The organism is Bradyrhizobium sp. SZCCHNPS1003 (genome assembly GCF_032381555.1).
Lineage (GTDB): Bacteria > Pseudomonadota > Alphaproteobacteria > Rhizobiales > Xanthobacteraceae > Bradyrhizobium.
Genome location: NZ_JAUHIU010000008.1, coordinates 96,134 through 121,082, shown reverse-complemented (window position 1 = coordinate 121,082; position 24,949 = coordinate 96,134). Strand labels below are relative to the sequence as shown.

At 65.3% G+C, this 24,949-nt stretch carries 24 protein-coding genes; 8 read left to right on the top strand and 16 right to left on the bottom strand.

Features of this window, described 5'->3' with window-relative positions; genetic code table 11:
- Window positions 1-9: 9 nt before the first annotated feature.
- The 9 genes from QX126_RS14855 to QX126_RS14815 form a co-directional block, all read right to left on the bottom strand.
- Window positions 10-987, bottom strand: a complete 978-nt coding sequence (locus QX126_RS14855; protein ID WP_315781896.1) for a peptide ABC transporter ATP-binding protein — start codon at window positions 985-987, stop codon at window positions 10-12.
- Window positions 984-2,018 carry an ABC transporter ATP-binding protein gene (locus QX126_RS14850; protein ID WP_315781894.1) on the bottom strand — a complete coding sequence of 345 codons (1,035 nt, stop codon included), beginning with the start codon at window positions 2,016-2,018 and terminating at the stop codon, window positions 984-986. Before QX126_RS14850 ends, QX126_RS14855 begins: the two co-directional genes overlap by 4 nt.
- Window positions 2,019-2,042: 24 nt before the next feature.
- Window positions 2,043-2,954, bottom strand: a complete 912-nt coding sequence (locus QX126_RS14845; RefSeq protein ID WP_315781892.1) for an ABC transporter permease subunit — start codon at window positions 2,952-2,954, stop codon at window positions 2,043-2,045.
- Complete coding sequence (locus QX126_RS14840) at window positions 2,951-3,961, bottom strand: ABC transporter permease subunit (protein ID WP_315738539.1); 1,011 nt, start codon at window positions 3,959-3,961, stop codon at window positions 2,951-2,953. The genes QX126_RS14845 and QX126_RS14840 overlap by 4 nt, the downstream gene beginning before the upstream one ends.
- 92 nt (window positions 3,962-4,053) lie before the next feature.
- Window positions 4,054-5,655, bottom strand: a complete 1,602-nt coding sequence (locus tag QX126_RS14835) for an ABC transporter substrate-binding protein (protein ID WP_315781890.1) — start codon at window positions 5,653-5,655, stop codon at window positions 4,054-4,056.
- A 203-nt stretch (window positions 5,656-5,858) separates the two neighbouring features.
- Window positions 5,859-6,938: a BMP family ABC transporter substrate-binding protein gene (locus QX126_RS14830; RefSeq protein ID WP_315781888.1), complete on the bottom strand. Its 1,080-nt coding sequence runs from the start codon at window positions 6,936-6,938 to the stop codon at window positions 5,859-5,861.
- 81 nt (window positions 6,939-7,019) lie between these two features.
- Window positions 7,020-7,937 (bottom strand): ABC transporter permease, encoded by a 918-nt coding sequence (locus QX126_RS14825; protein ID WP_315781886.1) that lies wholly within the window; start codon window positions 7,935-7,937, stop codon window positions 7,020-7,022.
- Entirely contained in the window at window positions 7,924-9,015 is a 1,092-nt protein-coding gene (locus tag QX126_RS14820) for an ABC transporter permease (RefSeq protein WP_315781884.1), read from the bottom strand. Before QX126_RS14820 ends, QX126_RS14825 begins: the two co-directional genes overlap by 14 nt.
- Window positions 8,999-10,564 carry an ABC transporter ATP-binding protein gene (locus QX126_RS14815; protein WP_315781882.1) on the bottom strand — a complete coding sequence of 522 codons (1,566 nt, stop codon included), beginning with the start codon at window positions 10,562-10,564 and terminating at the stop codon, window positions 8,999-9,001. The genes QX126_RS14820 and QX126_RS14815 overlap by 17 nt, the downstream gene beginning before the upstream one ends.
- Window positions 10,565-11,132: 568 nt before the next feature.
- Here QX126_RS14815 and QX126_RS14810 point away from each other — a divergent pair.
- Window positions 11,133-12,254 carry a hypothetical protein gene (locus QX126_RS14810; RefSeq protein ID WP_315776007.1) on the top strand — a complete coding sequence of 374 codons (1,122 nt, stop codon included), beginning with the start codon at window positions 11,133-11,135 and terminating at the stop codon, window positions 12,252-12,254.
- 52 nt (window positions 12,255-12,306) lie between these two features.
- Here the strand turns inward: QX126_RS14810 and QX126_RS14805 are convergent, their stop codons facing one another.
- The 3 genes from QX126_RS14805 to QX126_RS14795 all read right to left on the bottom strand — a co-directional run bounded on the left by QX126_RS14805 (window position 12,307) and on the right by QX126_RS14795 (window position 15,038).
- Window positions 12,307-12,825, bottom strand: coding sequence for a nucleoside deaminase (locus QX126_RS14805; RefSeq protein WP_409999101.1), 519 nt, complete (start codon window positions 12,823-12,825; stop codon window positions 12,307-12,309).
- Window positions 12,826-13,096: 271 nt separating this feature from the next.
- The gene (locus QX126_RS14800; RefSeq protein ID WP_315781879.1) at window positions 13,097-14,233 is read right to left on the bottom strand and encodes an MFS transporter; all 1,137 of its coding nucleotides are present in this window, start codon (window positions 14,231-14,233) and stop codon (window positions 13,097-13,099) included.
- A 31-nt stretch (window positions 14,234-14,264) separates the two neighbouring features.
- Window positions 14,265-15,038 carry a DeoR/GlpR family DNA-binding transcription regulator gene (locus QX126_RS14795; RefSeq protein ID WP_315781877.1) on the bottom strand — a complete coding sequence of 258 codons (774 nt, stop codon included), beginning with the start codon at window positions 15,036-15,038 and terminating at the stop codon, window positions 14,265-14,267.
- 122 nt (window positions 15,039-15,160) lie between these two features.
- Between QX126_RS14795 and QX126_RS14790 the strand changes: the two genes are divergently transcribed.
- The 5 genes from QX126_RS14790 (at window position 15,161) to QX126_RS14770 (ending at window position 18,299) form a co-directional block, all read left to right on the top strand.
- Window positions 15,161-16,093 carry a 2-dehydro-3-deoxygalactonokinase gene (locus QX126_RS14790; RefSeq protein ID WP_315782105.1) on the top strand — a complete coding sequence of 311 codons (933 nt, stop codon included), beginning with the start codon at window positions 15,161-15,163 and terminating at the stop codon, window positions 16,091-16,093.
- Between the two features lies 1 nt (window position 16,094).
- Window positions 16,095-16,739 carry a 2-dehydro-3-deoxy-6-phosphogalactonate aldolase gene (locus QX126_RS14785; protein ID WP_315781875.1) on the top strand — a complete coding sequence of 215 codons (645 nt, stop codon included), beginning with the start codon at window positions 16,095-16,097 and terminating at the stop codon, window positions 16,737-16,739.
- Window positions 16,740-16,819: 80 nt separating this feature from the next.
- The gene (locus QX126_RS14780) at window positions 16,820-17,455 is read left to right on the top strand and encodes a phosphatase PAP2 family protein (RefSeq protein WP_315781873.1); all 636 of its coding nucleotides are present in this window, start codon (window positions 16,820-16,822) and stop codon (window positions 17,453-17,455) included.
- Window positions 17,452-17,799 (top strand): DUF3147 family protein, encoded by a 348-nt coding sequence (locus QX126_RS14775; protein WP_315781871.1) that lies wholly within the window; start codon window positions 17,452-17,454, stop codon window positions 17,797-17,799. Before QX126_RS14780 ends, QX126_RS14775 begins: the two co-directional genes overlap by 4 nt.
- Entirely contained in the window at window positions 17,799-18,299 is a 501-nt protein-coding gene (locus QX126_RS14770) for a DUF3147 family protein (protein WP_315781870.1), read from the top strand. The genes QX126_RS14775 and QX126_RS14770 overlap by 1 nt, the downstream gene beginning before the upstream one ends.
- On the opposite strand, the gene QX126_RS14765 is transcribed toward QX126_RS14770, so the two are convergent.
- Window positions 18,280-20,934 carry a flavin-containing monooxygenase gene (locus QX126_RS14765; protein ID WP_315781869.1) on the bottom strand — a complete coding sequence of 885 codons (2,655 nt, stop codon included), beginning with the start codon at window positions 20,932-20,934 and terminating at the stop codon, window positions 18,280-18,282. The genes QX126_RS14770 and QX126_RS14765 overlap by 20 nt on opposite strands.
- A gap of 289 nt (window positions 20,935-21,223) precedes the next feature.
- Here QX126_RS14765 and serA point away from each other — a divergent pair, with 289 nt between their 5' ends.
- Both serA and QX126_RS14755 read left to right on the top strand, forming a co-directional pair.
- Window positions 21,224-22,471, top strand: a complete 1,248-nt coding sequence (serA, locus tag QX126_RS14760) for a phosphoglycerate dehydrogenase (protein WP_315738525.1) — start codon at window positions 21,224-21,226, stop codon at window positions 22,469-22,471.
- Between the two features lie 21 nt (window positions 22,472-22,492).
- Window positions 22,493-22,972 (top strand): TOBE domain-containing protein, encoded by a 480-nt coding sequence (locus QX126_RS14755; RefSeq protein WP_315738524.1) that lies wholly within the window; start codon window positions 22,493-22,495, stop codon window positions 22,970-22,972.
- Here QX126_RS14755 and QX126_RS14750 read toward each other — a convergent pair.
- From QX126_RS14750 to QX126_RS14740, 3 genes are read right to left on the bottom strand one after another with little or no spacing between them, the layout of a single operon-like run.
- Window positions 22,881-23,303, bottom strand: coding sequence for a LysR family transcriptional regulator (locus QX126_RS14750; protein ID WP_315776017.1), 423 nt, complete (start codon window positions 23,301-23,303; stop codon window positions 22,881-22,883). The genes QX126_RS14755 and QX126_RS14750 overlap by 92 nt on opposite strands.
- The gene (locus QX126_RS14745; RefSeq protein WP_315781867.1) at window positions 23,300-23,890 is read right to left on the bottom strand and encodes a DUF2478 domain-containing protein; all 591 of its coding nucleotides are present in this window, start codon (window positions 23,888-23,890) and stop codon (window positions 23,300-23,302) included. Before QX126_RS14745 ends, QX126_RS14750 begins: the two co-directional genes overlap by 4 nt.
- Window positions 23,891-23,901: 11 nt before the next feature.
- On the bottom strand, window positions 23,902-24,762 hold the full coding sequence (locus tag QX126_RS14740) for a xanthine dehydrogenase (protein ID WP_315781865.1): 861 nt from the start codon (window positions 24,760-24,762) through the stop codon (window positions 23,902-23,904).
- Between the last annotated feature and the right edge of the window lie 187 nt (window positions 24,763-24,949).

The window sequence follows — 24,949 nt, the reverse complement described above, 5'->3', positions numbered from 1 at the left end:
AGACGATTGTCAGGCCAGCTGTGGGTCCAGGAAGCGCTCGGCGTAGTGACAGGCGACAATCCGGCCGTCGAGCGGGCGCAGCGGCGGGCGCTGCGCGCGGCAGAGATCCGTCACGTGGGGACAGCGGGTCGAAAACACGCAGCCGGCCGGTGGGTCGAGCGGCGACGGCAACTCGCCCTTGGGCACGATCCGCTGACGTTTGCGGCCTAGGCCCGGCGTGGCGTCGACCAGGGCCTGCGCATAGGGATGAAGTGGCCGCGCGAAAATGCGCTCCTTCGGCCCGTGCTCCATGACCAGTCCCAGATACATGATCAGCACGTCGTCGGCGATGTGCCTGACAACACCGAGGTCGTGCGAGATGAAGAGATAAGCGAGCCCCAGCTCACGCTGCAGATCGGCCAGCAAGTTGAGCACCTGCGCCTGCACCGACATGTCGAGCGCGGAGACCGGCTCGTCGGCGACCAAGAGCTTCGGCCGCAGCATCAGGGCGCGCGCGATCGCGATGCGCTGCCGCTGGCCGCCGGAGAACATGTGCGGATAGCGGCCATGATGCTCCGGACGCAGCCCGACCTTCGCCATCATGTCGAGCGCCTGCGCGCGCCGCTCCTGCTTGGTGAGGTCGGTGTTGATGATCAGCGGCTCCTCGAGGATGGCGCCGACGCGCTTGCGCGGGTTGAGCGAGCCATATGGATTTTGAAACACGATCTGCACGGTACGCCGCAAGGTCCTCGAGGCGCCGGCCGGAGGATCGACGGCGTCGAGGCCGTCGAGCATGAGCGTGCCGGCGTCCGGCTTCTCAATGAGTGTGACCAGTCGCGCGAGAGTCGATTTGCCGCAACCGGATTCGCCGACGACCGCCAGCGTCTTGCCAGCCTCAATGGCAAAGGACACGCCGCCAACGGCCTGCAGATGTGCGGGGGCGCGGAACAGGCCCTGCTTGACCTCGTAGCTGCGCTTGAGACTGTCCGCGGTGACGAGCGCCGTCATGACAGGGCCTCGTGGGCCTGGCTCGGCGCACCGGCGCCATGCCGGTCGGCCTCGATTCGCTCTTCGCGCGTGGGATCGCCGAGCGGGTAATGACAACGCACCAGGCCATCGCTCCAGGGACGCAACTCGGGACGCACCGCATCGGTCAGCGGCGTCGCATAGATGCAACGCGGGCTGAACAGGCACCCGGGCGGCCGGTCGTAAGCTCCGGGCACCACGCCAGGGATGGTGGCGAGCCGTCCCCCGTCGCTCGCTTCCGGGCGCGCCGCCAGCAAGGCGGCCGTGTAGGGATGCTGGGGCGAGGCGAACAGGCTCGAGGTCGGGCGCTGCTCCATGATCTGTCCCGCATACATCACCGCTACGCGCTCGGTCGTGTCCGAGACCACGCCCATGTTGTGGGTGATGAGGATCAGCGCCATGCCGCGGTCGCGCTGCAGCGACAGCAGCAGATCGAGGATCTGGGCCTGGATGGTGACGTCGAGCGCCGTCGTCGGCTCGTCGGCAATCAGGAGCTTCGGATTGCAGGTGATCGCCATCGCGATCATGACGCGCTGGTTCATGCCGCCCGAGAGCTGGTGCGGATAGGACGAGAGCCGGCTCTCGGCGGCGGGAATGCCGACCTGCTCCAGCAGCTCGATCACCCGCCGCCGCGCGGCCTTGCGGTTCATCCCCTCGTGAATGCGCAGCGTCTCGGCCAGCTGATAGCCGATCGTGAACGACGGGTTGAGCGACGTCGTCGGCTCCTGGAAGATCATCGCGACGTCCTTGCCGGTGAGGGCGCGCCGCTCGCGGTCGGACAGGGTCTGCAGATCCCGTCCCTCGAACAACATTTTGTCGGCCTGGACTTGGCCGGGGTAGGGCACCAGTCCCATCAGGGCCAGCATGCCGACGCTCTTGCCGGATCCGGACTCTCCGACGATGCCCAGCACCTCGCCCTTGTCGAGCGCGATGCTGACGCCATCCACGGCACGGACCATCCCGTTCCGCGATGGAAATGCGACCGACAGATTTTCGATCTCGAGAAGCGGCATCGGATCGCCTTCACTCTCTTCAGATTATCGTTTGAGCTTGGGATCAAGCGCGTCACGCAGCCCGTCACCGAGCAGGTTGAAGGCCAGAACGGTCAGCAAGATTGCCAAGCCGGGCAGCGTGACGACCCACCAGGCGCGCAGCACGAATTCGCGCGCGTCCGCCAGCATGGTTCCCCATTCGGGCAAGGGCGGTTGCGCGCCGAGACCGAGAAAGCCGAGCGCGGCGGCGTCCAGGATCGCGGTGGAAATTCCCAGTGTCGCCTGCACGATCAGCGGCGCCGCGCAGTTCGGCAGCACCTCCTTGAACATCAGGCGGAGCCGGCCGGCGCCCGCGACCTTGGCCGCGATGACGTAGTCCTTCGAGACCTCGCTGATCACGGCCGCGCGCGCGATCCGCACGTAGTGCGGCAGCAGCACGATCGCGACCGCCAGCATGGCATTCATCAGGCCGGGTCCGAGGATTGCGACAATCACGATTGCAAGCAAGAGGCTCGGCAAGGTCAGCGTGATGTCCATCAGCCGCATGATCGTGATCTCGGTCACGCCGCGGAAAAAGCCGGCAACCAGGCCGAGGATCGTGCCCGCTATCACCGACAACGTTACCACCGCGATGCCGATCAGCAGCGACAGCCGCGCGCCATGGATGAGACGGGACAGAATATCGCGCCCGATCGCATCGGTGCCGAGCGGATAGGACAGCGATCCGCCCTGCTGCCAGAACGGGGGCTTCAGGAACACTGCGTTGTTGGTGAGAACAGGCGAATGCGGCGCAACCACATCGGCTGATAGTGCGAGCAGAAGCAGGACCGTGATCACCACGAGGCCCACGACGGCGCCTGCGTTTTTTCTGAAGTCCTGCCAGAACTCCAGCAATGGAGACGGTGGCGCGTCCGCTTGCGCGACAACGATGCGGGTTGGGAGGTTCTCGGCGCTCATCGCGTGTACCGGATGCGGGGATTGATCAGCCCATAGGCGATATCAACCAGCAGATTGACGGTCATGACGATCGCGCCGATCAGCAGCGTGCCGCCCTGCAGCACCGGATAGTCGCGGCGGTTGATGCCCTCGATCAGCCATTTGCCCACGCCCGGCCAGGAAAAGATGGTTTCGGTAAGGATGGCGCCGGTGAACAGTACGCCGACCTGCAGCCCGATCACCGTCACCACCGGGATCAGCGCATTGCGCAAGGCGTGAATCGCGATCACGCGGAACGGCGGCAGCCCCTTGGCGCGGGCGGTGCGGATGTAGTCCTCGCCGAGGACCTCCAGCATGGCCGATCGCGTCATGCGGGCGATCACCGCGAGCGGCACCGTGCCGAGCACGATCGTCGGCAGGACGAGATGTGACAGGGCCGAACGAAACGCGCCGACATCACCGGCCAGGAGCGTATCGATCAGCAGGAAGCCGGTCACCGGCTCGATGAAATACTGCACCGCGATCCGGCCCGACACCGGCGTCCATCCGAGCTGCACCGAAAACAGCAGGATCAGCAGCAGTCCCCACCAGAAAATCGGCATCGAATAGCCGGTGAGCGAGATCCCCATCACGCCGTGATCGAAAATCGAATTGCGCCTGACCGCGGCGATGATGCCGGCCGGCAGCCCCACGCACAGCGCAAACAGGATCGCGCAGACCGACAGTTCGACCGTCGCGGGGAACAAGGTCTGGAATTCGGCAATCACCGGCTCATGGGTGACGATCGAGCGGCCGAAATCTCCGTGCGCCAGCCGCGACAGATAGAGACCATACTGCACCAGCACGGGCTGATCGAAACCGTAATCCTTGCGCAATTGCGCGAGGCGGGCCGGATCGATGCCGCGTTCGCCCGCCATCGTCTCGATAGGGTCGCCGGGGATCAGGCGGATCAGCACGAACACGAGCAACGTGATGCCGATGAAGGTCGGGACCACAAGGCTGAGCCGGGTAAAGACGAACCGCAACATGCAGAGCTCTGTCAACTTTCCCCGGAAGGTCTTCGGGAGGGCAGCGAAGCGGAAGCGGCGAAGCAGCGAAAGCTGCTTCGCCCTGAGGTCCGCTAATCCTTGACGTCGACGCCGTAGAAGCTGTGGCGTCCGAACGGCGACAGCTTGAAGTCGATCACGCGTTTGCTGACAGGCTTCAACTGCACCGCATGCGCGATCGTGAACCACGGTGCCTGCTCCTTGAAGACCACCTGGGCCTGTTCGTAGAGCTTGGCACGCTCGGCCTGGTCGCTGACGGTCTTGGCCTTTACGACCAGTTCGTCGAACGGCTTGTAGCAGAACTTTGCGATGTTCGACCCCGATGCCGATTGTGCCGAAGCACAGCCCAGCAAGGTGTGCAGGAAGTTGTCGGGATCGCCGTTGTCGCCGGTCCAGCCGTACATGCCCATCTGGTGCTCGCCGGCCTGCAGCCGCTTGCGGTATTCGCCCCATTCGAACGACTTGATCTCGGCCTTGACGCCGATCTTGGCGAGATCGGCCTGCATCAGCTCGGCGATGCGCTTGGCATTCGGATTGTAGGGACGCTGCACCGGCATGGCCCACAGATCGGTCTCCAGGCCGTTCGGGAATCCGGCATCGGAGAGAAGCTTCTTGGCCGCGTCGGGGTCATAGGGATCGTCCTTGACGGCGTCGTTGTAGGACCACATCGACGGCGGGATCGGGTTCTTTGCCGCGATGCCGGTCGACAAATAGACCGCGTCGATGATCGCCTGCTTGTTGATCGCCATGCTGAGCGCTTTACGCACGCGCACGTCATCGAACGGCTTCTTCTGCGTGTTGAAGGCGAGATACCCAACGTTGAGGCCCGGCTGCTCCAGCACGGTGACGTTCGGGTCCTTTCTGATCGTGTCGATATCGGCCGGGTTCGGATAGGGCATCACGTCGCATTCGCCCTTCTGCAGCTTGGCCCAGCGAACGGATGCATCCGGCGTGATCGCATAGACGAGGTCGTCGATCTTGGCCTTGCCGCCCCAATATTGGGGAAACGCCTTGTACCGGATCACGGCGTCCTTTTGATACTGTACGAGGTAGAATGGACCAGTGCCGATCGGATCCTGGTCGATTTTCTCGGGCGTACCGGCCTTCAGCATCGCGTCGGCATATTCCTTCGACTGGATCGCGGCGAACGGCATCGCGAGATCCGCGAGGAAAGGGGCTTCCGGCTGATTGAGGGTCACCTTGATCGTATAATCGTCGATCTTCTCGACCGACTTCAAAAGTTTCGGCATCGCCATGTCGCCGAAATACGAATGGTTCGGGCTCGTCACCTTGAAATAGGGATTATCCTCCTTCCATTGCCGCTCGATCGAGAACAGAATGTCGTCGGCATTGAAGTCGCGTGTCGGCTTGAACGACTTGGAGGTCGAATGCCACTTCACGCCCTTGCGGAGGTTGAACGTGTAGGTGGTGCCGTCGGGCGAGATCGTCCAGGTCTCGGCGAGACCTGGCACGACTTGCGTGCTGCCGCGCTCGAACTCGACGATGCGGTTGTAGATTGGCTCATTGCCATCGAACGATGTCCCAGTTGTGTTGACACCGGGATAGAAGTTCTCCGGGCTGCCTTCCGAGCAGAAAACCAGGGTCTTGGCGAAAGCGGCTGGAGTCGTCAGTAGCGCCGACGTGCAGACGGCAACGAGCAGGATAGATCTGTTCACAGTTGGAACTCCCGGTTACGGCTGTCAAGGCATCGCAAGGCGGAGCATCATTGGACTCGACCCAGACGATGCGGCCGTACCACACGATGCATTCGGGTAACGATCTACCTCATCATCCGTCGTAACAAAAGGTCCAACTCAAATGTGAGTACCGATCACCCTGCCGCAGCAGAGCTGCAGGGTGATCGGCAGCTCCAGCTTGATTACTTGCCCGGCACCTTGTCGTCGATGCCCTTGACGTAGAAGTTCATGCCGAGGATCTGGCCGTCGGCGAGATGGTCGCCGCCCTTGCACTCGATCTCCTTGCCGTCCTGGCCGAGCACCGGGCACTTGAACGGGTGCAGCTTGCCGGCGGTGATCGCCGCCTGGGTCTCCTCCGCCAGCTTCTTCACGTCATCGGGCATGTTGGTGTAGGGCGCCATCTCGAAGATCTTGGAATCGAGGCCGCCCCAGGTGTCCTCCGACTTCCAGGTGCCGTCGAGCTCGGCCTTGACGCGCGCGATGTAGTAGGGGCCCCAGGTGTCGAGGATCGAGGTGAGCTGCGCCTTGGGGCCGAACTTGATCATCTCGGAGTCCTGGCCGAAGGCGAGCTTGCCGCGCTCGGCTGCGATCTGCATCGCGGCCGGGCTGTCGGTGTGCTGCATGATGATGTCGGCGCCCTGGTCGATCAGCGCTTTGGCGGCGTCGGCTTCCTTGCCCGGGTCGAACCAGGTGTTGGCCCAGATGATCTTGACCTTGATGTTCGGGTTGACCGTCTGCGCGCCGATGATCGTGGCGTTGATGCCCGAGATGACCTCCGGGATCGGGAACGAGCCGATATAGCCGAGTACGCCGGTCTTCGACATCTTGCCGGCGATGATGCCCTGAATGTAGCGGCCCTGATACCAGCGCGCCGAATAGGTCGACATGTTCTTGTCGCGCTTGTAGCCAGTGGCGTGCTCGAAATGCACGTTGGGATATTTCTTGGCGACCTTCAGGGTCGGATCCATGTAGCCGAACGAGGTCGTGAAGATCAGCTTGTTGCCGGCGCGGACCAACTGCTCGATGGCGCGCTCGGAGTCGGGGCCTTCCGGCACATTCTCGAGATAGGTCGTCTCGATCTTGTCACCGAGCTCCTTCACTAGCGCCTGGCGCGCGAGCTCATGCTGATAGGTCCAGCCGAGGTCGCCGATCGGCCCGAGGTAGATGAAGCCGATCTTCAGCTTGTCGGCGGCGTGCGCCACGCCGGCGATGCTTCCCGCCAGCACCAACGCGGCGGCAGCCCCCAGAAGCCTTTTCATCATCGTCAATATCTCCAAACAGTCGGGGGGAAACCTCGTGAGCCAGAGCGTCGCGCCCCATCGCTGGCGCTCCGGATGATTGCTTCAGCGATCCGGCACGAACACCGTCCCCAGCGCCGCCGGCGCGGTGGAGCCGCCGGTGCGGGCGCGCGACAGCAGCACCAGGACGATCACGGTGGCGAGGTACGGCAGCGCCGACATGAACTGCGAGGGGATGCCGACGCCGGCGCCTTGCGCATGCAGCTGCAGGATCGTCACCGCACCGAACAGATAGGCGCCGATGACGAGGCGGCCCGGCCGCCAGGATGCGAACACGACCAGCGCCAGCGCGATCCAGCCGCGCCCCGCGGTCATTCCGGGAATGAAGAACGGCGTGTAGGCGAGCGGCAGATAGGCGCCGGCAAGCCCGGCGCAGCCGCCGCCGAACAACACCGCTAGCAAACGGATGCGCAGCACGGGATAGCCGAGCGCGTGGGCGGAGACATGGTTGTCGCCGCAGGCGCGCAGCACCAGGCCGGCACGGGTGCGGTACAGGAACCACCAGACGGCGATGATCAAGGCGAGCGACAGATAGACGAACGCGTCCTCGCCGAACACGATACGGCCGACCAGCGGGATGTCGCTGAGGCCGGGGATGGAGAGGTGCGGCGCGGTGCTGATGCGCTCGCCGACGAAGCGCGCGCCGATCAGGCCGGACAGACCGATGCCGAGGATGGTCAGCGCGAGGCCCGTCGCCACCTGGTTCACGGCGAGGCCAAGGGTCATGAACGCGAAGATCAAGGACATCAGCATGCCGGCGACGACGCCGCACAGCGCGCCGACGATGATCGAGCCGGACAGCCAGGCCCCACCGAAGCCGCAGGCCGCGCCGACGATCATCATGCCCTCGACGCCGAGATTGAGGACACCCGAGCGCTCGGTGACCAGCTCACCGGTGGCCGCCAGCAGCAGCGGCGTCGAGGCGGCGAGCACCGACAGGATGATTGCTTCAACCAGCACCACTTTGCACCTGCCGCGCGGCCAAGACGAGCTTGAAACGGTAGAGGATGAGCGAATCGCAGGCGAGCACGTAGAACAGCAGGATGCCCTGGAACACCTTGGTCACATCGAGTGGAATCTTCATCGTGATCTGGGCCTGCTCGCCGCCAATGAACGTCAACGCGAGGAAAAGCCCTGCAATGAATATTCCAACCGGGTTGAGCCTGCCGAGGAAGGCAACGATGATCGCGGTGAAGCCATAGCCGGGCGAGATGCCGGGCTGCAGATGTCCGATCGGTCCGGCCACCTCGATGATGCCGGCGAGGCCGGCGAGCGCGCCGGAAATCGCGAAGGTCAGCAGGACCAGTTGATTGGCGTTGAAGCCGCCAAAGCGGGCGGCGCGCGGCGCCACGCCGACGACGCGGATCTCGAACCCCTTGATGGTCCGGTCGAGCAGCACGAAGGCGGCCACAACGACGAGCAGCGTGATGATGCTTCCAAGATGCAGGCGTCCGCCTTCGATCAGCACCGGCACGGTCGCCACCGGATCGAACTCCGCCGTGGTCGGGAAGTTGAAGCCGGCCGGATCACGCCACGGACCACGGACGAGATAGTCGAGCAGGAGATCGGCGACATAGACCAGCATCAGGCTGGTGAGGATCTCGCTGGCGCCGAACTTCACGCGGCAGATCGCCGGGATCAGCGCGTACAGCGCGCCCGCCGCGGCCCCCGCGACCAGCATCGCCGGCAGCACCCAGTGCCCGGCCTCGGTGCCCTGCGTCTTCACCGCGATCCAGCTGCCGGCCACGGCGCCGATCAGGAACTGACCCTCGGCGCCGATATTCCAGGCGTTGGCGAGGTAGCACAGCGACAGGCCGATCGCGATCATCACCAGTGGCGTGGCCTTCACCGCGATCTCCTGCAGCGAATACCCGTCGGTGAGCGGCGCGATGAAGTAGACGCCGAGCGCAGTGATCGGGTTCTTACCGAGCACGGCGAACAGCACGCTCATGGTGACGAGCGTCAGCCCGATCGCGATCAGTGGCGAAACCAGCGCAATGATGCGCGAGCGCTCGGCGCGCTTCTCAAGCACGAGCTGCATGCGCGGCCTCCTTCTCGATGCTGGCGCCGCCCATCAACAGGCCGAGCTTTTCGCGCGTCGCCTCCGCGCGTGGCAGCGCCTTCGAAAGCTGCCCGTGAAACATCACGGCGATGCGGTCGGCGATCTCGATGAGTTCGTCGAGGTCCTGGCTGGTCACGAGGACGGCAGCGCCCGCGCTGGCGAGATCGATCAGCGCCTGGCGGATGATCGCGGCGGCGCCGGCGTCGACGCCCCAGGTCGGCTGGTTGACGACCAGCACCGCCGGCGTGCGCAGGATCTCGCGGCCGACGACGAACTTCTGCAGATTGCCGCCGGACAGGCTCGCCGCTTCCGGATCGCGCTTCGCCTTGCGGACATCGAATGTCTCGGTGGTGCGATCGACGGTCCGCAGCGTCGCTGCCGCGTTGATGAAGCCGTGCCGGACCATGTCGCTGGCCGCGTGTCCCGTCAGCAGCGCATTCTCCGACAGCTTCATCCGCGGGGCGGTGCCGTGCCCCAGCCGCTCCTCCGGCACGAAGGCGGCTCCCATCTTGCGGCGCTGGCTGATCGAGAGATTGCCGCAAGCGAGGCCCTCGATGATGATCGTGCCGGGCTCTTTGACGAGGCGTTCGCCGGACAGCGCAGCAAATAGCTCGTCCTGGCCGTTGCCGGCGACACCGGCAATGCCGAGGATCTCGCCGCCCTTCAGTTCGAAGGAAATGTTCTTGAGGCCCACGCCATGCAGCTCGCTGGGGGCGAGGGTGAGATCATTGACGACCAGGCGCGGCACGGTGGTGCGCCGCTCGGCCGGCGGCTTCACTTCCTTGATCTCGGTCCCCACCATCATGCGGGCCAGCGAGGCAGCCGTCTCCAGCTTCGGATTGCAGGTCGCGACCTTCCTGCCGCTGCGCAGGATGGTGGCGGTGTCGCACAGCCGCTTCACCTCCTCGAGCTTGTGGCTGATGTAGAGGATGGCGCGGCCTTCTGCTTTCAGTCGCTCCAGCACGACGAACAGCTGGTCGGCCTCCTGCGGCGTCAACACGGCGGTGGGCTCGTCCAGGATGAGGAATTTCGGACTCTGCATCAGCGCGCGCACGATCTCGATGCGCTGTCGCTCGCCGACCGACAATTGCCAGACTTCGCGCTTCGGATCGAGCGGCAGTCCGTAGTCGCGCGCGACGTCCGCGAGCCGCGCTGACATGGCCTTGAATGGCTCTTTGCCGTCGAGCCCGAGCGCCACGTTCTCAGCCACGGTGAGGTTGTCGAACAGGGAGAAATGCTGAAACACCATGCCGATGCCGAGGGATCGCGCCTCGGCCGGGCCGGACAGCTTGATGGGCACACCCTGCCAGCGCAACTCACCGGCGCTCGGCTGCACCAGTCCGTAGATCGTCTTCACCAGCGTCGACTTGCCGGCACCGTTCTCGCCGAGCAAAGCGTGTATCTCGCGTGGCCGGATCTCGATGTCGATCTCGTCGTTGGCAAGGAAGTCGCCATAGCGCTTGGTCAACCCGATCGTCTGCAGGAGCGGAGGCATAGGGTTCGGATCGGCCGGCGCGGGTTCAGGCATTTGCTGCGTCGTGGGCAGGGGAACGAAGATGCCTCAATTGTGATCTAATTTTCCGCGGCGCGTAAGAGGCGAAAAGCGCCATCCTCTGCCCAACTCTTGTCCAAGCGCCCATCGCGCGGCGATCGGCGAATGCAGCGCGCCCTTGGTTGCAAGCAGCGTACGCTGCAATCAGCTGTGATCGATAAAGCTCTGTGGCACTTTTGAGACACTGGCCGGAAATCGATCCGCCGCAGCAAGCTGCACGTTGGATGAGCAGCGTCATCCAATGCGCGTCAGGGGCGCGCTTGCGCGCAGGCTTGCTCGCGAAAGCGCGCGGAAGGCCACGCGGGGGCTTTCGGAAAAACTTCTGCAATGTGAAGCGGCAAGATCGGAATTTGGGAGCATCGCGGCCGCGGCCAATCGTCCCATGTTCAGGCCAGCATCTGCTGTCGTCGCCGCTGCAATACGGCGGAACCTTGATCAAACTGCGGGCAAGTCCTGGAGAAAGTTGAGGCTTCTCCAGCCGGTCGAACGGCGCAACTGTGCATGCAAGTCGGGAATCGGCGCTTGTCAACTGGGGGTGTTCTGAATGTCGTTACGTCAAACAATCGCGGCGGCCGTCGCGCTGGGCGCGGTAGCGCTTAGCTCAGTCGGTGTCGCAGGGGCTGCTGACCTGCCCGCCAAGGCGATCGCGAAGAAGGCTCCGGCCGAGGTGCCGTTCTTCCTCGTCGTCGATAATCGCGTCAGCTACTCCTACATCTTCGATGCCAGCCAGCCTGGTGCATGGAGCGTCAACGGCAACGGCACGTTCAACGCCAAGACCGCCAAGCAGGTCTATTCGTTCACCCATTTCGACGTCTGGGGTTACGGCACCAACTTCTTCACGATCTCGCTATTCAAGTCGGACCACAACGACCCGGCTGGGCCCTGCACGCAGACCGGCGGCATCGTCTCGCCCAACGCGGGCTTCGCGTTCACGCCGGCGAGCTGCGCCGGTGCGACCGAGATCTACGGCCTGTTCCGCTCGACCTTCGGCTGGAACCAGATCTTCAACACCAAGGCCTTCACGGTGGGGCCGCTGCAGAACATCTCGTTCGAAGTGGGCATGGATGCCAATACCGAGAACCGCTACTTCGGCGCGGCCAAGCGTGACGTCGTCGCCGGTCTGCAGTTCGCGTTCAACCTGCCTTACAAGGGCTACTTCAACGTCGCTCCCTTGATGTACTGGGAGTTCGCCAACCACAACTCGTTCTCGCAGTGCGGCGCCGGCTGGTCGAACCCCTGCATCTCCGACGGCAACACCTCGTTCAAGCCAACCTGGGCCGTCGAGACCAACTACTACATGGATCTCGGTTTCCTGCCTGAGAGCATGCAGTTCTTCTCGATCTCGGGTCGCGCCGGCTGGTACGGCAAGAAGGGCACCGATACCGAGCCGCTCCCGGCCAGCGTCGCGAACGGCGTCTATCCGACCAAGGTCGAGTTCAACTCCGAGCCGATCCGCCTGACCTTCGATGCGTCGAAGGCGATGTGGGGTGAGAAGCAGAGCCACATGATCGACGTCTGGGTGGCCTATCGCTACTGGCAGAACAAGTTCGGCCTCGACCACAACAACGCGGTCGGCTGTTCCGTCGCCGGTGGCGGCGGCACTCGCGTCGCCACTGGCGCTTGCACCGAGTCGTCGCTCTACTCGGGCGTGACCGTGAAGTTCTGATACGGATCGAAGCACTCGAAGAGGGCGCCGCGGCTCGGTCGCGGCGCCTGCTTCATTTGTTCCAGGCTCCTTCATGCAGCGCCGCGGCTTCCTCCTCCAACAAGGGGCCGACAATCTCGGTTGCGTGCTGGCCGCTCGCGAACACCTCGCGGCAGGGCAGGTCGAGCGTCGGGTTCTCCGGATGGTTGCCGGTAAGGTCGCGTAGCCGCCGCTCGCTGAGGCCGTAGACCACGCGTCCGATGCCGGCCCAGTAGATGGCGCCCGCGCACATCGCGCACGGCTCTGCCGACGAATACAGCGTAGCCACAGCTCTGATCTCGGGGGCAATCGACGTGCAGGCCTGCGTCGCGACCAGTCGCTCTGCATGCGCTGTGGCATCGCGCGCTGGCAGGTAGCCGTTTTCACTTTCGATCAGGACCCTGCCGTCAGCATCGACGAGAATGGCGGCGAACGGGTGATTGCCGTGTGACATCGAGCGGAGGGCGACAGAGAAGCTGTGGCGCAGGAAATGCGCGTCGCGCACCTGTGTGTCGGCAAATCCGTCTTCGTCCGCAGGGGCCTCGCCATCGATCTCCACTAGACTGCTCCGCTGTCTGTCCGGCGATCCTGAGCCGTCCGGACGAGCTTCGCAAGGGAGGCGATGTCTGCAACCTGCGTTGCGGGGCGGCGCACGAAGCGGGGCAGGCGGGCAGGCTACGATGGCCGCGAGCGCGGATTCCAGGATTGCCGTCTACGCCGCGCCGACGATGATGAGAATGAGAGTAACGATATTGGGTGCGCGTCCGATTCTGCTCTTGGCTGGGGCATGAGATGCGTATCAAAGCCAAGCACCGGGCTCGTTCCTAATTTGGCGCAGCTACGACGCGTGGTGCGCTCAGCAGCACAATGACGAGCAGTGCGGCCAACATCCAGAACGCGGCCGGCAGGCTGGTGGCCGCGGCGACGAAGCCGATGCCGGCGGGCCCAAGCAGTACGCCGGAGTAGCCGGCGGTGGTGACGGCGGCGACGGCCAGCCCGACCGGCATCGCTGTCTGCGCGCCGGCCCGGCGGAACAGCACCGGGACCAGGTTCGATGCACCCAAGCCGATCAGCGCGAAGCCGGCCATGGCAGCAACAATCCAGGGAACCGCGAGCAGCACGACGAAGCCGGTGATCGCGATGACGCTGCCCCCCAGCAATGTCGCGCGATCGCCGATCCGTGCAACCACGGCATCGCCGACGAGACGCCCGGCGGTCATTGCGATCGAGAACATGATGTAGCCCAGCCCGGCTTGCGCGGCCGGCAGGCGGCCCGACCCGGCGAGCAACAGCGCGCTCCAGTCGAGCATCGCACCCTCGACCAGGAACATGATCGCGGCGAGCGCCGCCAGCAGCAGCACTGCGCCGTGAGGAAGCACGAGCAGAGGGCCCGATTGCGCCGGTTTGCTCGCTATCAGTCGTGGGGCAGCCACGGTCATCGCGGCCAGGGCGAGCGCACAGCAGGCGAGCGTGCCGAGCAGCGGCGCGACATCGAACGCGAGCAGCGCAGTCATGACGCCGGAGCCTGCGAAGCCGCCGATGCTGAACTGCGCGTGGAAGCCGGACATCAGCGGACGCTCGCTCAGCCGCTCGACGTCGATCGCCTGGATGTTCACGGCGACGTCGAGCGAGCCGAGCGCCGCGCCAAAGGCGAACAGCGCAAGCCCGAGCGTGGCTGGCGTTGAGGCGATCGTCAGCGGGGGCAGCAGCATGCTCAAGGCGATGCCGCTGACGATGACGACGGGCTTGCTGCCGTAGCGGGCGCTCAGGAGACCTGCCGCCAACATCGATGCGACCGAGCCCACGCCGAGCGAGAGCAGCAGCAGCCCGAGCGTCGCATCGTCGACCCCCAGCCGCTGCTTGGCGAACGGCACCAGCGGCGCCCAGCAGGCGATGCCGAAGCCGGCGACGAAAAAGGCCAGGCGTGTCGCGAGCCGCGCCGCGCGGTGATCCGAACTCATCTGGAAGATTCCTGAAACTCCGAAGGCGCCGTCATCCGGGCGGGGTGGCGGTCATGATGGTAGCTCCCGCCCGTCTGAGCAGGGCGAGTCGGGCCGCCGGCGCATCATGCTCGACGGTGAGCTGGCTGATCGTCTTGGCGCCGGCGATACGGTGGGGGGCTCGGGTCTCGAGCTTGTCGTTGGTGACCATTGCGACGCTTACGCGGCTCAGCGACAGCAGCGTTCGCTTGAACGTTGCGTCAGTCGGATCAACCGCGCTGATGCCGCCTTGCGCCGATACAGCGCAGGCGCCGATGAAGCAGCGGTCGATGTTCAAGCGCTGCACCTGCATGATGGCGTCGGCGTCGACACAGCCGCCGACTGCGGGGTGAACGGAGCCGCCGATCACGATCAACTGCAGGTCCTGCCGATGCAGCACGGTTGCGGCAATGTCGATGGCGTTGGTCGCGACGGTGAGATCGAAATCATCGGGCAGGACTTCAGCGAGGGCGAGATTGGTGCTGCCACTATCGAGGAAGAGAAACTCCCCACGCGCGATGCTGCGGGCGGCCGACCGGGCGAGCGCCAGCTTGCGTTCGCGATCTTGCCCGATACGCGCCGCCATCGGTGCCATGCCGCCGACGATCGGCAATGCGCCGCCATACACGCGGCGGCAGCGTCCTTCGGCGGCAAGCGCGCGAAGATCGCGCCGGATCGCATCCTCGGAGACGCCGAATTCGTCGGCGAGGGCGGTCGCGATGACCGCTTGCCCCGCAGAGAGGCGGCCGGCGATCTGGTCGCGGCGCGCCAGTGGAAGGTCTGACATGCCGCTTGCTACCATGCATGAACAAGAATAACAACGTGCATAATCGTGCACGATGCAATTTGTTGTTTGCGTGGCCCGCCCGGCGTGCCATTGCCAGATGTGGAAGTGTTCGGGAGCAGGATGTGACCGCCGTCTATTCGTCAGCAAGGCCGGCCTTTGTCGCCGTCGACTGGGGAACCTCCAGTTTCCGTGCCTGGCTTATGGCCGGAGACGGGACGGAGCTTGCCGAGAGCCGTGGTGGCGAGGGCATGCTGCATTGCGCGACATCAGGCTTCGCGCCGGTGCTGCGTGATCATCTGGCGAAGCTTGGCGCACCGGCCGATGTTCCGGTGCTGATCTGCGGCATGGCCGGCGCGCGGCAAGGCTGGGTCGAGGCGCCGTATCTGCACACGCCCACCCGTCTGGATGCGCTGTATGCCGGAGCGATCAGTGTCGACGCCGACCGCGACGTCAGAATTCTGCCGGGACTGGCGCAGGTTCGCGCGGACCGGCCGGACGTGATGCGCGGCGAGGAAACCCAGCTGCTCGGCGTCACCGAGCCGGAATTCACCGGGATCGTCTGCATTCCGGGCACCCACAGCAAATGGATCCAGATCGATGCCGGCGTGGTGATCGACTTCGCCACCTACATGACCGGTGAGCTGTTCGCGGTGGTCTCTCAGCATAGCATCCTCATGCATGCCGTCGAACCGGAAGCCTCGACCGTCGAGCACGACACGGCGTTCCGCGAGAGCCTCGCGGCGGCCCTGGCTGCGCCGACGGCACTGACGAACGCGCTGTTCCGGCTGCGCGCGGCGCAGCTCCTCGGCTTCGAGCGGCGGTCCGATGGAACTGCAAGGCTCTCCGGGATTCTGATCGGCAGCGAAATCGCCGATGCGCGCGCGCGGTTCGGCGCCGAGCTTCCACTCCGGTTGATCGGAGCGGGCCGGCTCGGTCGCCTCTATCGCGAGGCGCTGGCCGCTGCTGGTTTCGACGTGAATGAATGCGATGCCGAACAGGCGTCACGCCGCGGCCTGCTCAAGGCCGCGCGGCAGATCTGGGGAGCGCGTTTCTGAAATGACACAGTCCGTCGCCTGGCCGCATGTGAAGCGGTCGCTCGTTGCGATCCTGCGCGGTATCAAACCCGACGAGTCCGAGGCCATCGTCGATGTCCTGATCGAAGCCGGTTTCGAGCTGATCGAGGTTCCTCTCAACTCGCCGGAACCGTTCGTCTCGATCGAGCGTCTGGCATCTCGGTTCGGCAAGGACTGCCTGATCGGCGCAGGAACGGTCGTCAATGCCGCGGATTGCGTGCGCGTTGCGGAGGCCGGCGGGCGCCTGATGGTCAGCCCGAACGTCGACGTCGAAGTGCTGGCGACGGCGCAGGCCTATGACATGGTGACCATGCCCGGGGTCTTCACGCCGACCGAGGCCTTTCTGGCTTTGCATTGCGGCGCCTCGGCCCTGAAATACTTTCCGGCGTCAGTGCTCGGTCCGTCGGGGATTGCAGCGCAACTTGCAGTCCTGCCGAAAGGCGTCGTGGTCGGCGCCGTCGGCGGTGTGTCGGACAAGACGCTCGCCTCCTACGTCGCCGTCGGCGTGTGCGCCTTCGGTCTCGGCTCGAGCCTGTACAAGCCGGGCATGAGCGCGAGCGATGTGCGGGAGACAGCTCGAGCCTCGGTCGAGGCGTATGACGAGGCTATTCGAGCTGGTAACTCGTGACAGTTTCGTGACTGTTCCCGAAACCCGTTGTGAGGGCTCGGCGTTGTAGGTGAACATATTGTTCGTCCTTCGCAAGTGCCATGATCCGCGCCATCGGGAAGAAGATCACACCGGCAATTTCGGTGCCCTTTCGCAAGCAAAGTTCCGCCACGGCCATCCACGTCGAGCCGACCAAGGCGGACCGCATCATTGCGGACGTAGCTGCACGAACCACGGAGCCGTGGCTGCAAAAGCTCGCACGCGGCCTCGCGTGGGGTGCGGACGAGAAGGTGTGGTTGGCCCTGACATCGGTGGCTTGGCTGGTGACGCGCGGCCAAAGCAGCCGCGTTCGCGCGACGACCACTCATGCATTGCTGGTCACGGTTGCGGCTTCGGCTCTGCCGCATGCCTTGAAGGCGATCTTCGATCAGACCCGGCCGGATCGCACCACCTTGCGCGGCCATCTCCACGGCGTGGCGCCGTCCGGCCATGCACAGGACGCCTTTCCCTCGGGACATGCGCTGCACATGGGTGCGCTCTACTTCGCCGCCGGTCCGCTGCCGGCACGCGCAAGGATTGCGGTGAGGAGTGCTGCCGTCGGGCTCAGCATCACGCGCGTGATGCTGCTTGCGCATTGGGCCAGCGACGTCGTTGTCGGATTCATGCTCGGCGCTGCCCTCGAGCGCAGCTTGCGCCCGTGGACCGGCTACCAACCACCGGGAGCAAGCCGGACATGACCGAATACGTCATCCGCTTCCTGATCGGCGGCGTCATCGTTTCGGCATTCGCGATGATTGGCGACGTGCTGCGTCCGAAGAGCTTTGCCGGATTGTTCGGAGCCGCGCCCTCGGTTGCGCTGGCGACGCTTGGCATTGCGATCGTCACACATGACGCCGCCTACGCGGCGGTCCAGAGCCGTTCGATGATGTTCGGCGCCGTCGCGCTCTGTCTCTACAGCATGATCGTGTGCCAACTGCTGATGCGGCTGCATCTGCGCGCGTTGACTGCGAGCCTGCTCGCGACGGTCGTCTGGCTGGTGGCGGCGCTCGGACTCCAGGCGGTCTTCTCCGGAGGCGCGTGATGCTGATCCGCATCTCGCCCTCGGCGCTGAAGGACGGCAAGTGGCACGAATACGTCATCCGCTTCGCGCTGGGCGGCGCCGCGACAGTCGCCACGGGGCTCATTGCCAAGACCTTCGGTCCTGCGATCGGCGGCCTCTTCCTGGCATTGCCCGCCATCTTCTGCGCCAGCGTCACCCTGATCGAGGCGCACGAGATCAGGCGCAAGCGCCAACAGGGATTCTTCGGCGAGCGGCGCGGACGCGAAGCGGCTGCGCTCGACACCGTAGGCGCGGTGCTCGGCAGCCTCGGCATGCTGGCGTTCGCGGCCGTATTCTCCATGCTGGTTCAGCTAAGCGTCGCGACCGCCTTCGTCGCCGCAGCGACGGCGTGGCTCGTCGTCTCGGTGACAGCGTGGGCGATCCGACGCAAGCTGCGCGTCGCAGCAACGGCCCGCAAGGCTGCGGGCCGTTGCGATACTGCTCGGCCGCAGCCTCCGCTGGTCAGCTCGCGGCGGCGTTGATCTCCAGCGATTCGCCTTCTTCCGCAGACTGGGTGAACGCCTGCAGCGCCTCCGCCATCCGCATGCGGCCGCCGACGCCGGTGATGACGACGTCGACCATCATGAACGACGAATGGAAGTGGCCGTGCGCCTTGAGCTGTCCGACCGGCACGCCCGCGGCGGCGAGGGCTTCCGCATAGGCAATCCCCTCGTCGCGCAGCGGATCGAACTCGCAGGTGACGATGTAGGCCGGCGGCAGGCCCTGCAGCTTGCCCCGCAACGGCGATGCGCGCGGATCGGTGCGATCCGCCGGCGAGCAGTAGATGTCCCAGAACCAGTACATCAGCGACCGCGTCAGGAAGTAGCCGGTCGCATTCTCCGTGTAGGACGGACGATCGAAGCTGCAGTCGGTGGCCGGGCACAGCAGCAGCTGGCCGCCGATATCAGGCCCGCCGCGATCTCGCGCGAGCTGGCAGGTGACCGCCGCGATGTTGCCGCCGGCGCTCCAGCCTGCCACCAGCACCGGTCCCTCGCGTCCGCCGAGCTCGGCGGCGTGCTCGGCCACCCAGCGCGTCGCCGCATAGCCGTCCTCAGTCGCCGCCGGGAAGCGTTGCTCGGGCGCATGGCGATAGTTCACGCTGACGAAAATCATGTTGGAGCGGCGGCACATGTCGCGGCAGAACGGATCGTCCGACTGCTCGTCGCCGAGGACCCAGCCGCCGCCATGAAAGTACACCACGATCGGATGCGGGCCGGGCGTCGCCGGACGATAGAACCGATAGGGCAGGGGACCGTCGGCGCCCTGCAATGTGCCATCCTTGACTTCGCCAACGGGACGTCCAGGCGGCCTCGTCGCGTTGAACTGCGCAACAAATTCGCGGGCGCCAGCGGCGCCCATCGATTCGATCGGCGGCAAGTTCATCTCGGCCAGCATGTTCAGCACCAGCCTGACATCCGGCTGCAGCCGCACGATCTCGCCGTCATTGCATTGGGACGCGCCGTTCGGACCTGACAGCTTGAAGCCGAGCATGCCGCGGCTGACGATTTCGTTGCAGATGCCGCGATAGGGGCCGACGCCGCCGGTGTAAGGCATCAGCGTCTGCGGCTTGCCCGGCACGTTGGCGCCGGTGTACCAGGTGTTGGCGAGCCGGTGCAGCGTCACGGTCGCGCAGTCTGCCATGTGGCGGGCCCAGCCGGCCTGCGCGGTCTCCGTGGGCTCAATGGTGGTGAAGCCGTCCTCGCGAAGGGTGATGAGACGGTCGACCACCCAGTCGACATGCTGCTCGATCGAGACCGCCATGTTCGACAGCACTGACGGGCTGCCGGGACCCGTGATCAGAAACAGATTGGGAAAGTCCGCGATCGTGAGTCCGAGATAGGTTTGCGGTCCGTTGGCCCAGACATCCTCAAGTGATTTGCCGCCGCGCCCGGTGATCGGATGCACGGCGCGGATCGCACCGGTCATGGCGTCGAAGCCGGTCGCGAACACGATGACGTCGATGTCGAAGCTGCGCCTGTCGGTCTTGATGCCATCAGCGGTGATGGATGTGATCGGCTCCTGGCGCAGATTGACCAGCGTGACATTGGGGCGATTGAACGTCTGATAGTAGTTGGTGTCGAGGCAGGGGCGTTTGGCGCCGAACGGATGGTCATGGGGCGTGAGCGCAGCAGCGGTCTCGGGATCCTTGACGATCTCGTGGATCTTCTCGCGGATGAGATCGGCGAGCAGCGCGTTGCCGTCGGGGTCGACGCCCTGGTCGGCCCAGAGCTGCGTCAGCATGCCGACGAGGTCGCCAGAGGCCCACAGCTTCTCGAAGCGCTCGCGGCGCTCGGCCTCGCTCATCTGCCAGCTGAACTCGGTGGCCGGCGGGATCGGCACGCCGGTCATCGACCAGCGCGCCTGCTGGCGCAGCCCGTTGCGATCCTCTGCGAGCTGCGCGGCGCGATCGGCCGGGAGCGGACCATTATGCGCAGGCAGTGCGAAGTTCGGCGTGCGCTGGAACACCGTGAGCTGCGCTGCCTGCTCGGCGATGAGCGGGATCGACTGGATGCCGGAGGAGCCGGTGCCGATCACGGCCACGCGCTTGCCGCGGAGGTCGACGCCGTCATGCGGCCAGCGGCTGGTGAAGTAGATCTCGCCCTTGAAGTCGTGCACACCGTCGATTTCCGGCGGCTTCGGCTGCGACAGGCAGCCGGTCGCCATGATGTAGTGGCGGCAGGAGACGGCGGGGCCCTTGTCGGTCGTCAGCAGCCAGCGCTCCTTGGCATCATCCCAGGAGGCGCCGAGGACGCGGGTGCCGAAGCGGATGTCGCGGCGCAGATCGTAGCGGTCGGCGACGAAGCCGAGATAGCGCAGGATCTCCGGCTGGGTGGCGTATTTCTCCGACCATTGCCAGGCCTTCTCGAGCTCGGGATCGAAGGTGTAGCTGTAGTCGACGGTCTGGATGTCGCAGCGCGCGCCGGGATACCGGTTCCAGTACCAGGTGCCGCCGACGTCGTTTGCGGTGTCCAGCGTCACGGTCGAGAAGCCAGCCTCGCGCAGGCGGTGCAGCAGGTACAGCCCCGCAAATCCGGCACCCACGACGGCGACATCGACCGTCTGCGTTTCACGGCCCGACGCCTCCGACGCGCGTGTCTCGACAACCCCGTCTGACATGCTGACCTCCCGATGATTTTGTGATTGGAAGAAAGGCTAGCTCTGCTCGCATGGTTTGTCAGCAGACAAAACAGCGATCTCCGGTTGTTGCAGTGCAGGCCGCGCGGTGCGGAAGGTATGCCAGGCGCTGATTTTGCATCGCCGGTCAAAATGCCGGTGCGGAGTGGACAAGACCCTGGGAAAGCGACAGAAAGCGTTCCTACCGCGTCGCATTCACCAAGTTTCAACGCATCGCGACTGTAACAACCGCTACACTACGCCACATCCACGACTGAATCAGGCCAGGCCCATGCCGCTATCGCTGCCCAAGCAAAAGATCCGCGTTCTGCTCCTAGAGGGCGTGAACGACTCGGCCGTCCGCATGTTCGAGGCCAATGGCTATACGGAAATCGAACGGCTGCCGAAGGCGCTCGGTTCGGCGGAGTTGAAGCGTATGCTGTCGGGCGTGCACATGCTGGGCATTCGCTCGCGCACGCATCTCACCGCCGACGTGCTGCAGGCCGCCGACCGGCTGATGGTGGTCGGCTGCTTCTCCGTCGGCACCAACCAGGTCGATCTCGATGCCGCGAAGCGGCTCGGCATTCCCGTGTTCAATGCGCCCTATTCGAACACCCGCAGCGTCGCCGAGCTGACGATCGCCGAAGTCGTGATGCTGATGCGCCGAATCTTCCCGCGCTCGGTGTCGGCGCATGCCGGCGGCTGGGACAAGTCGGCCAATGGCAGCCGAGAGGTGCGCGGCAAGACGCTCGGCATCATCGGCTATGGCAACATCGGCTCGCAGCTGTCGAACCTCGCCGAGGCCATGGGCATGCGGGTGATCTTCTTCGATCTCACCGACAAGCTCCGCCACGGCAACACCGAGCCGGTCGAGAGCCTTGATGAGCTGCTGGCGATGAGCGACGTCGTGTCGCTGCACGTGCCGGAGACGCCGGCGACCGCCAACATGATCGGCGAGCGCCAGATCCGTCACATGAAGGACGGGGCCTATCTGATCAACAATTCGCGCGGCACCGTGGTCGACATCGAAGCGCTGGCCAGCGCGCTGCGCGAGGGCAAGCTCGCCGGCGCCGCGGTCGACGTGTTCCCGGCGGAGCCGGCATCGAACGCCGATCCGTTCGTCTCGCCGCTGCAGGGCCTGCCCAACGTGATCCTGACCCCGCATGTCGGCGGCTCCACCGAAGAGGCGCAGGACCGAATTGGTGGCGAGGTCGCGCGCAAGCTGATCGACTATTCCGACGTCGGTTCGACTTTTGGCGCCGTCAACTTCCCGCAGGTACAATTGCCGGCGCGCCCGACCGGCACGCGCTTCATCCATGTCCACCGCAACGTGCCGGGCGTACTGCGCCAGGTCAACGAGGCGGTGGCGCGGCACAACATCAACATCCTCGCGCAATATCTTCAGACCGATCCCGAGGTCGGCTATGTCGTGCTCGAAACCGACGTGGTCGGCGGCGAGGGCGAGGCGCTGCTGTCGGAGCTGCGCGCGGTGGAAGGCACGATCCGCGTTCGCGTGCTGTATGATCACGACCGGCCTTGAGGCCGTGGAGGCTGCTGCGCGATGACCGGCCAGTCTGCATCGTCTTCAGCCTCGTCCGTCGTTCTCAGCACGACGGTTCCCGCGCGCGTGCTGCGCCATGATCCGCAATATGGCATGTCGACGCTGTTCTTTGCCGATGGCGAGTTGCGCGTGCCGATGGTGGACGCGGCGATCGACGCCGGCGTCTCGGTGACCATCGAGGCCCGCGACGTCTCGATCGCGCTGTCGCGGCCGATGGACGTGTCGATCACCAACCGGCTGCCGGGCCGGATCGAGCAGATCCTGCCGCTCGAGCCGCCTTACGTACGGGTTACCTTCGATCTCGGCGCGACCAGGCTGCATGCGCTGGTGACGCTGGAGTCGGTCGAGCGGCTGGCGCTGGAGCCGGATCTGTCCGCCTGGGCGATGATCAAGAGCGTCGCGATCGGACCCGGCGCGGTTCGGCCTTCGGAGCTGCCTCGGCCGCGCCGCTGGCCCGCTTCTGATAGCGGGGATCCGTAGCCTTCTGCAGCTCGCTGAGTGCGGCAGCCGTTGCGGTGCGCGTGCGCCGCTCCATCGAGCGGTACAGCGCGATCAGCCGCTCGCCGAACGGCGTGATCTCCGCGCCGCCGCCCCGGCGCCCCGGATGTGTCTCGAACACCGGCGTCTCGAAGGTGCGGTTGAGCGCATCGACCATCAGCCAGCATTTGCGGTAGGAGATGCCGCTCGCGCGCGCGGCGCCGAGGATCGAGCGCTCCCTCCGGATGATATCGATCAGCAGCAGATCCTCCGGGCACAGGCTGCCGCCATTGCCGAAGTTGATGGTCAATGCGACCTGAGCTTCGCGCTTCATCCCATTCCGATCCGCTCGCGTTGAGAGCCAACCATGTCACGGGTGGCTCGCGATGTCACCCAGCGGCTGTACCGCGCCTCGATCCAGCCCGGCCGGTGCGCGATATCGGCGTCAACGTGCTCGGCGAACGCGCCGGCAAAGCGCGTCCACGCGTCCATCATCGCCGGTGAGACCGCCGTGATGACCGGGAGGCCGGCTGCGATGGCGGAGCCGAAGGCATCGGCAAGGCCACCTCCTGCCGCTTCCTGCTTGCCGAACTTGCTGAGGATCACGATGTCGGTGCCCCGCGAGATCGACTGCTGCACGGCGGCGCAGGCGAGCACGAGGCCCTCCGGGTCGAGATTGCAGGCCTGCGACTCCGGGCCGAGATCCTGAGAGATCGCGAACACGCGGCCATCGTCGAGGCTGCGCAGCATCATGGCCTTGCACGGCCTGGCCTTGTCGGCGCTGCTCTCGATCACGCCGGAGACACGCAGGCCATTCTCCGAGAGCCGCTTGGCGAAATCGCCGAGCATCTCCTGGATCACGCTGGACGCTGCGCCCTGCAGCGCCACGATCTGACAAGTCCCGACGTCAGCGACACCCATGGCAGTCCTCCTCATACGTTGGCGGAGACGCGGCCCGCCTTCCGACCGGTTTGCATGATCTGGTGAAGGGCCGCGACGACGCTCGCCGCGATAGCCTGTCCGCGCTCGTCCATGCCGGTCCAGGCGGCTTGACGGCCGCGCGGATCGATCTCGAGCAGCTTGACGTTGGCCGGCACGCGTACGCCGTCGCGGGCGATGCCGCGCAGCGCGCCGTCGAGCGGTGCGAGCACCGGCGTGCCGCCGAGCGAGCCGAGCTGCAGGCCCTTGTAGACCCGGGTGCCGATGTCGAGCGGGGTGTGCCAGACGGCCTCCTGGTCCGAATAGACGAAACGCTCGCGGCCGGCGCCGCCGAGATCGCGTGCCTTGCCGTCCGCATTGCGCGTCGTGCCATGGGCCAAGATCGTGCCGGTCTCGCGGGGATGAGTCTCAATCGCGACGTCGCAATTGTGCGCGATCGCGAAACGCGGCCCGATGCCGACGGCGATACCGGCGACGCCGCGCAGATCCGGCGTCATCAGATGCTTTTGCATGCGGGCGTCGACGATGACGGCCGGATAGCGGAAGGCGATGATGTCGGTCAGATGCATCCCGGTCACGGCGGCCTGGTCTGGCTCACGGTGAATCCGCACGACATCGGCGATGCTCTCGGCGCGGGAGCCGATCACGCCGTCGAGGTCGCGCGTCTCGCCGAACAGGACATCATGGAAGGCCATGCCGCGCCGGATCACCGGCGGGAAGGCGTCATGGCATAGTACGACCGCGAAGCGGGCATGATTGAGCTTGGCCGCGACGGCGGAGGCGATCTCGTTGGTGCCCAGCACCAGCGCAAGCGGCTTGGGTGCGTTCGGATGCCAGGTGACGGCGGCTTTCATGCTGATGACCTCTTGTTGCGAGATCCAGGTAGCAAGCACCGGGCCAGACGATGTCCTGCCGCTCAACTCGTTCATTGCATTGACGAAATCAAAGCGCCTGCCGCTTTGTCTCATCCGAAGTTATATTGTTTACGATATAACATGAGGGGTGCTATTGTCACGTATGCAACATCGCGCGATGTTGCCG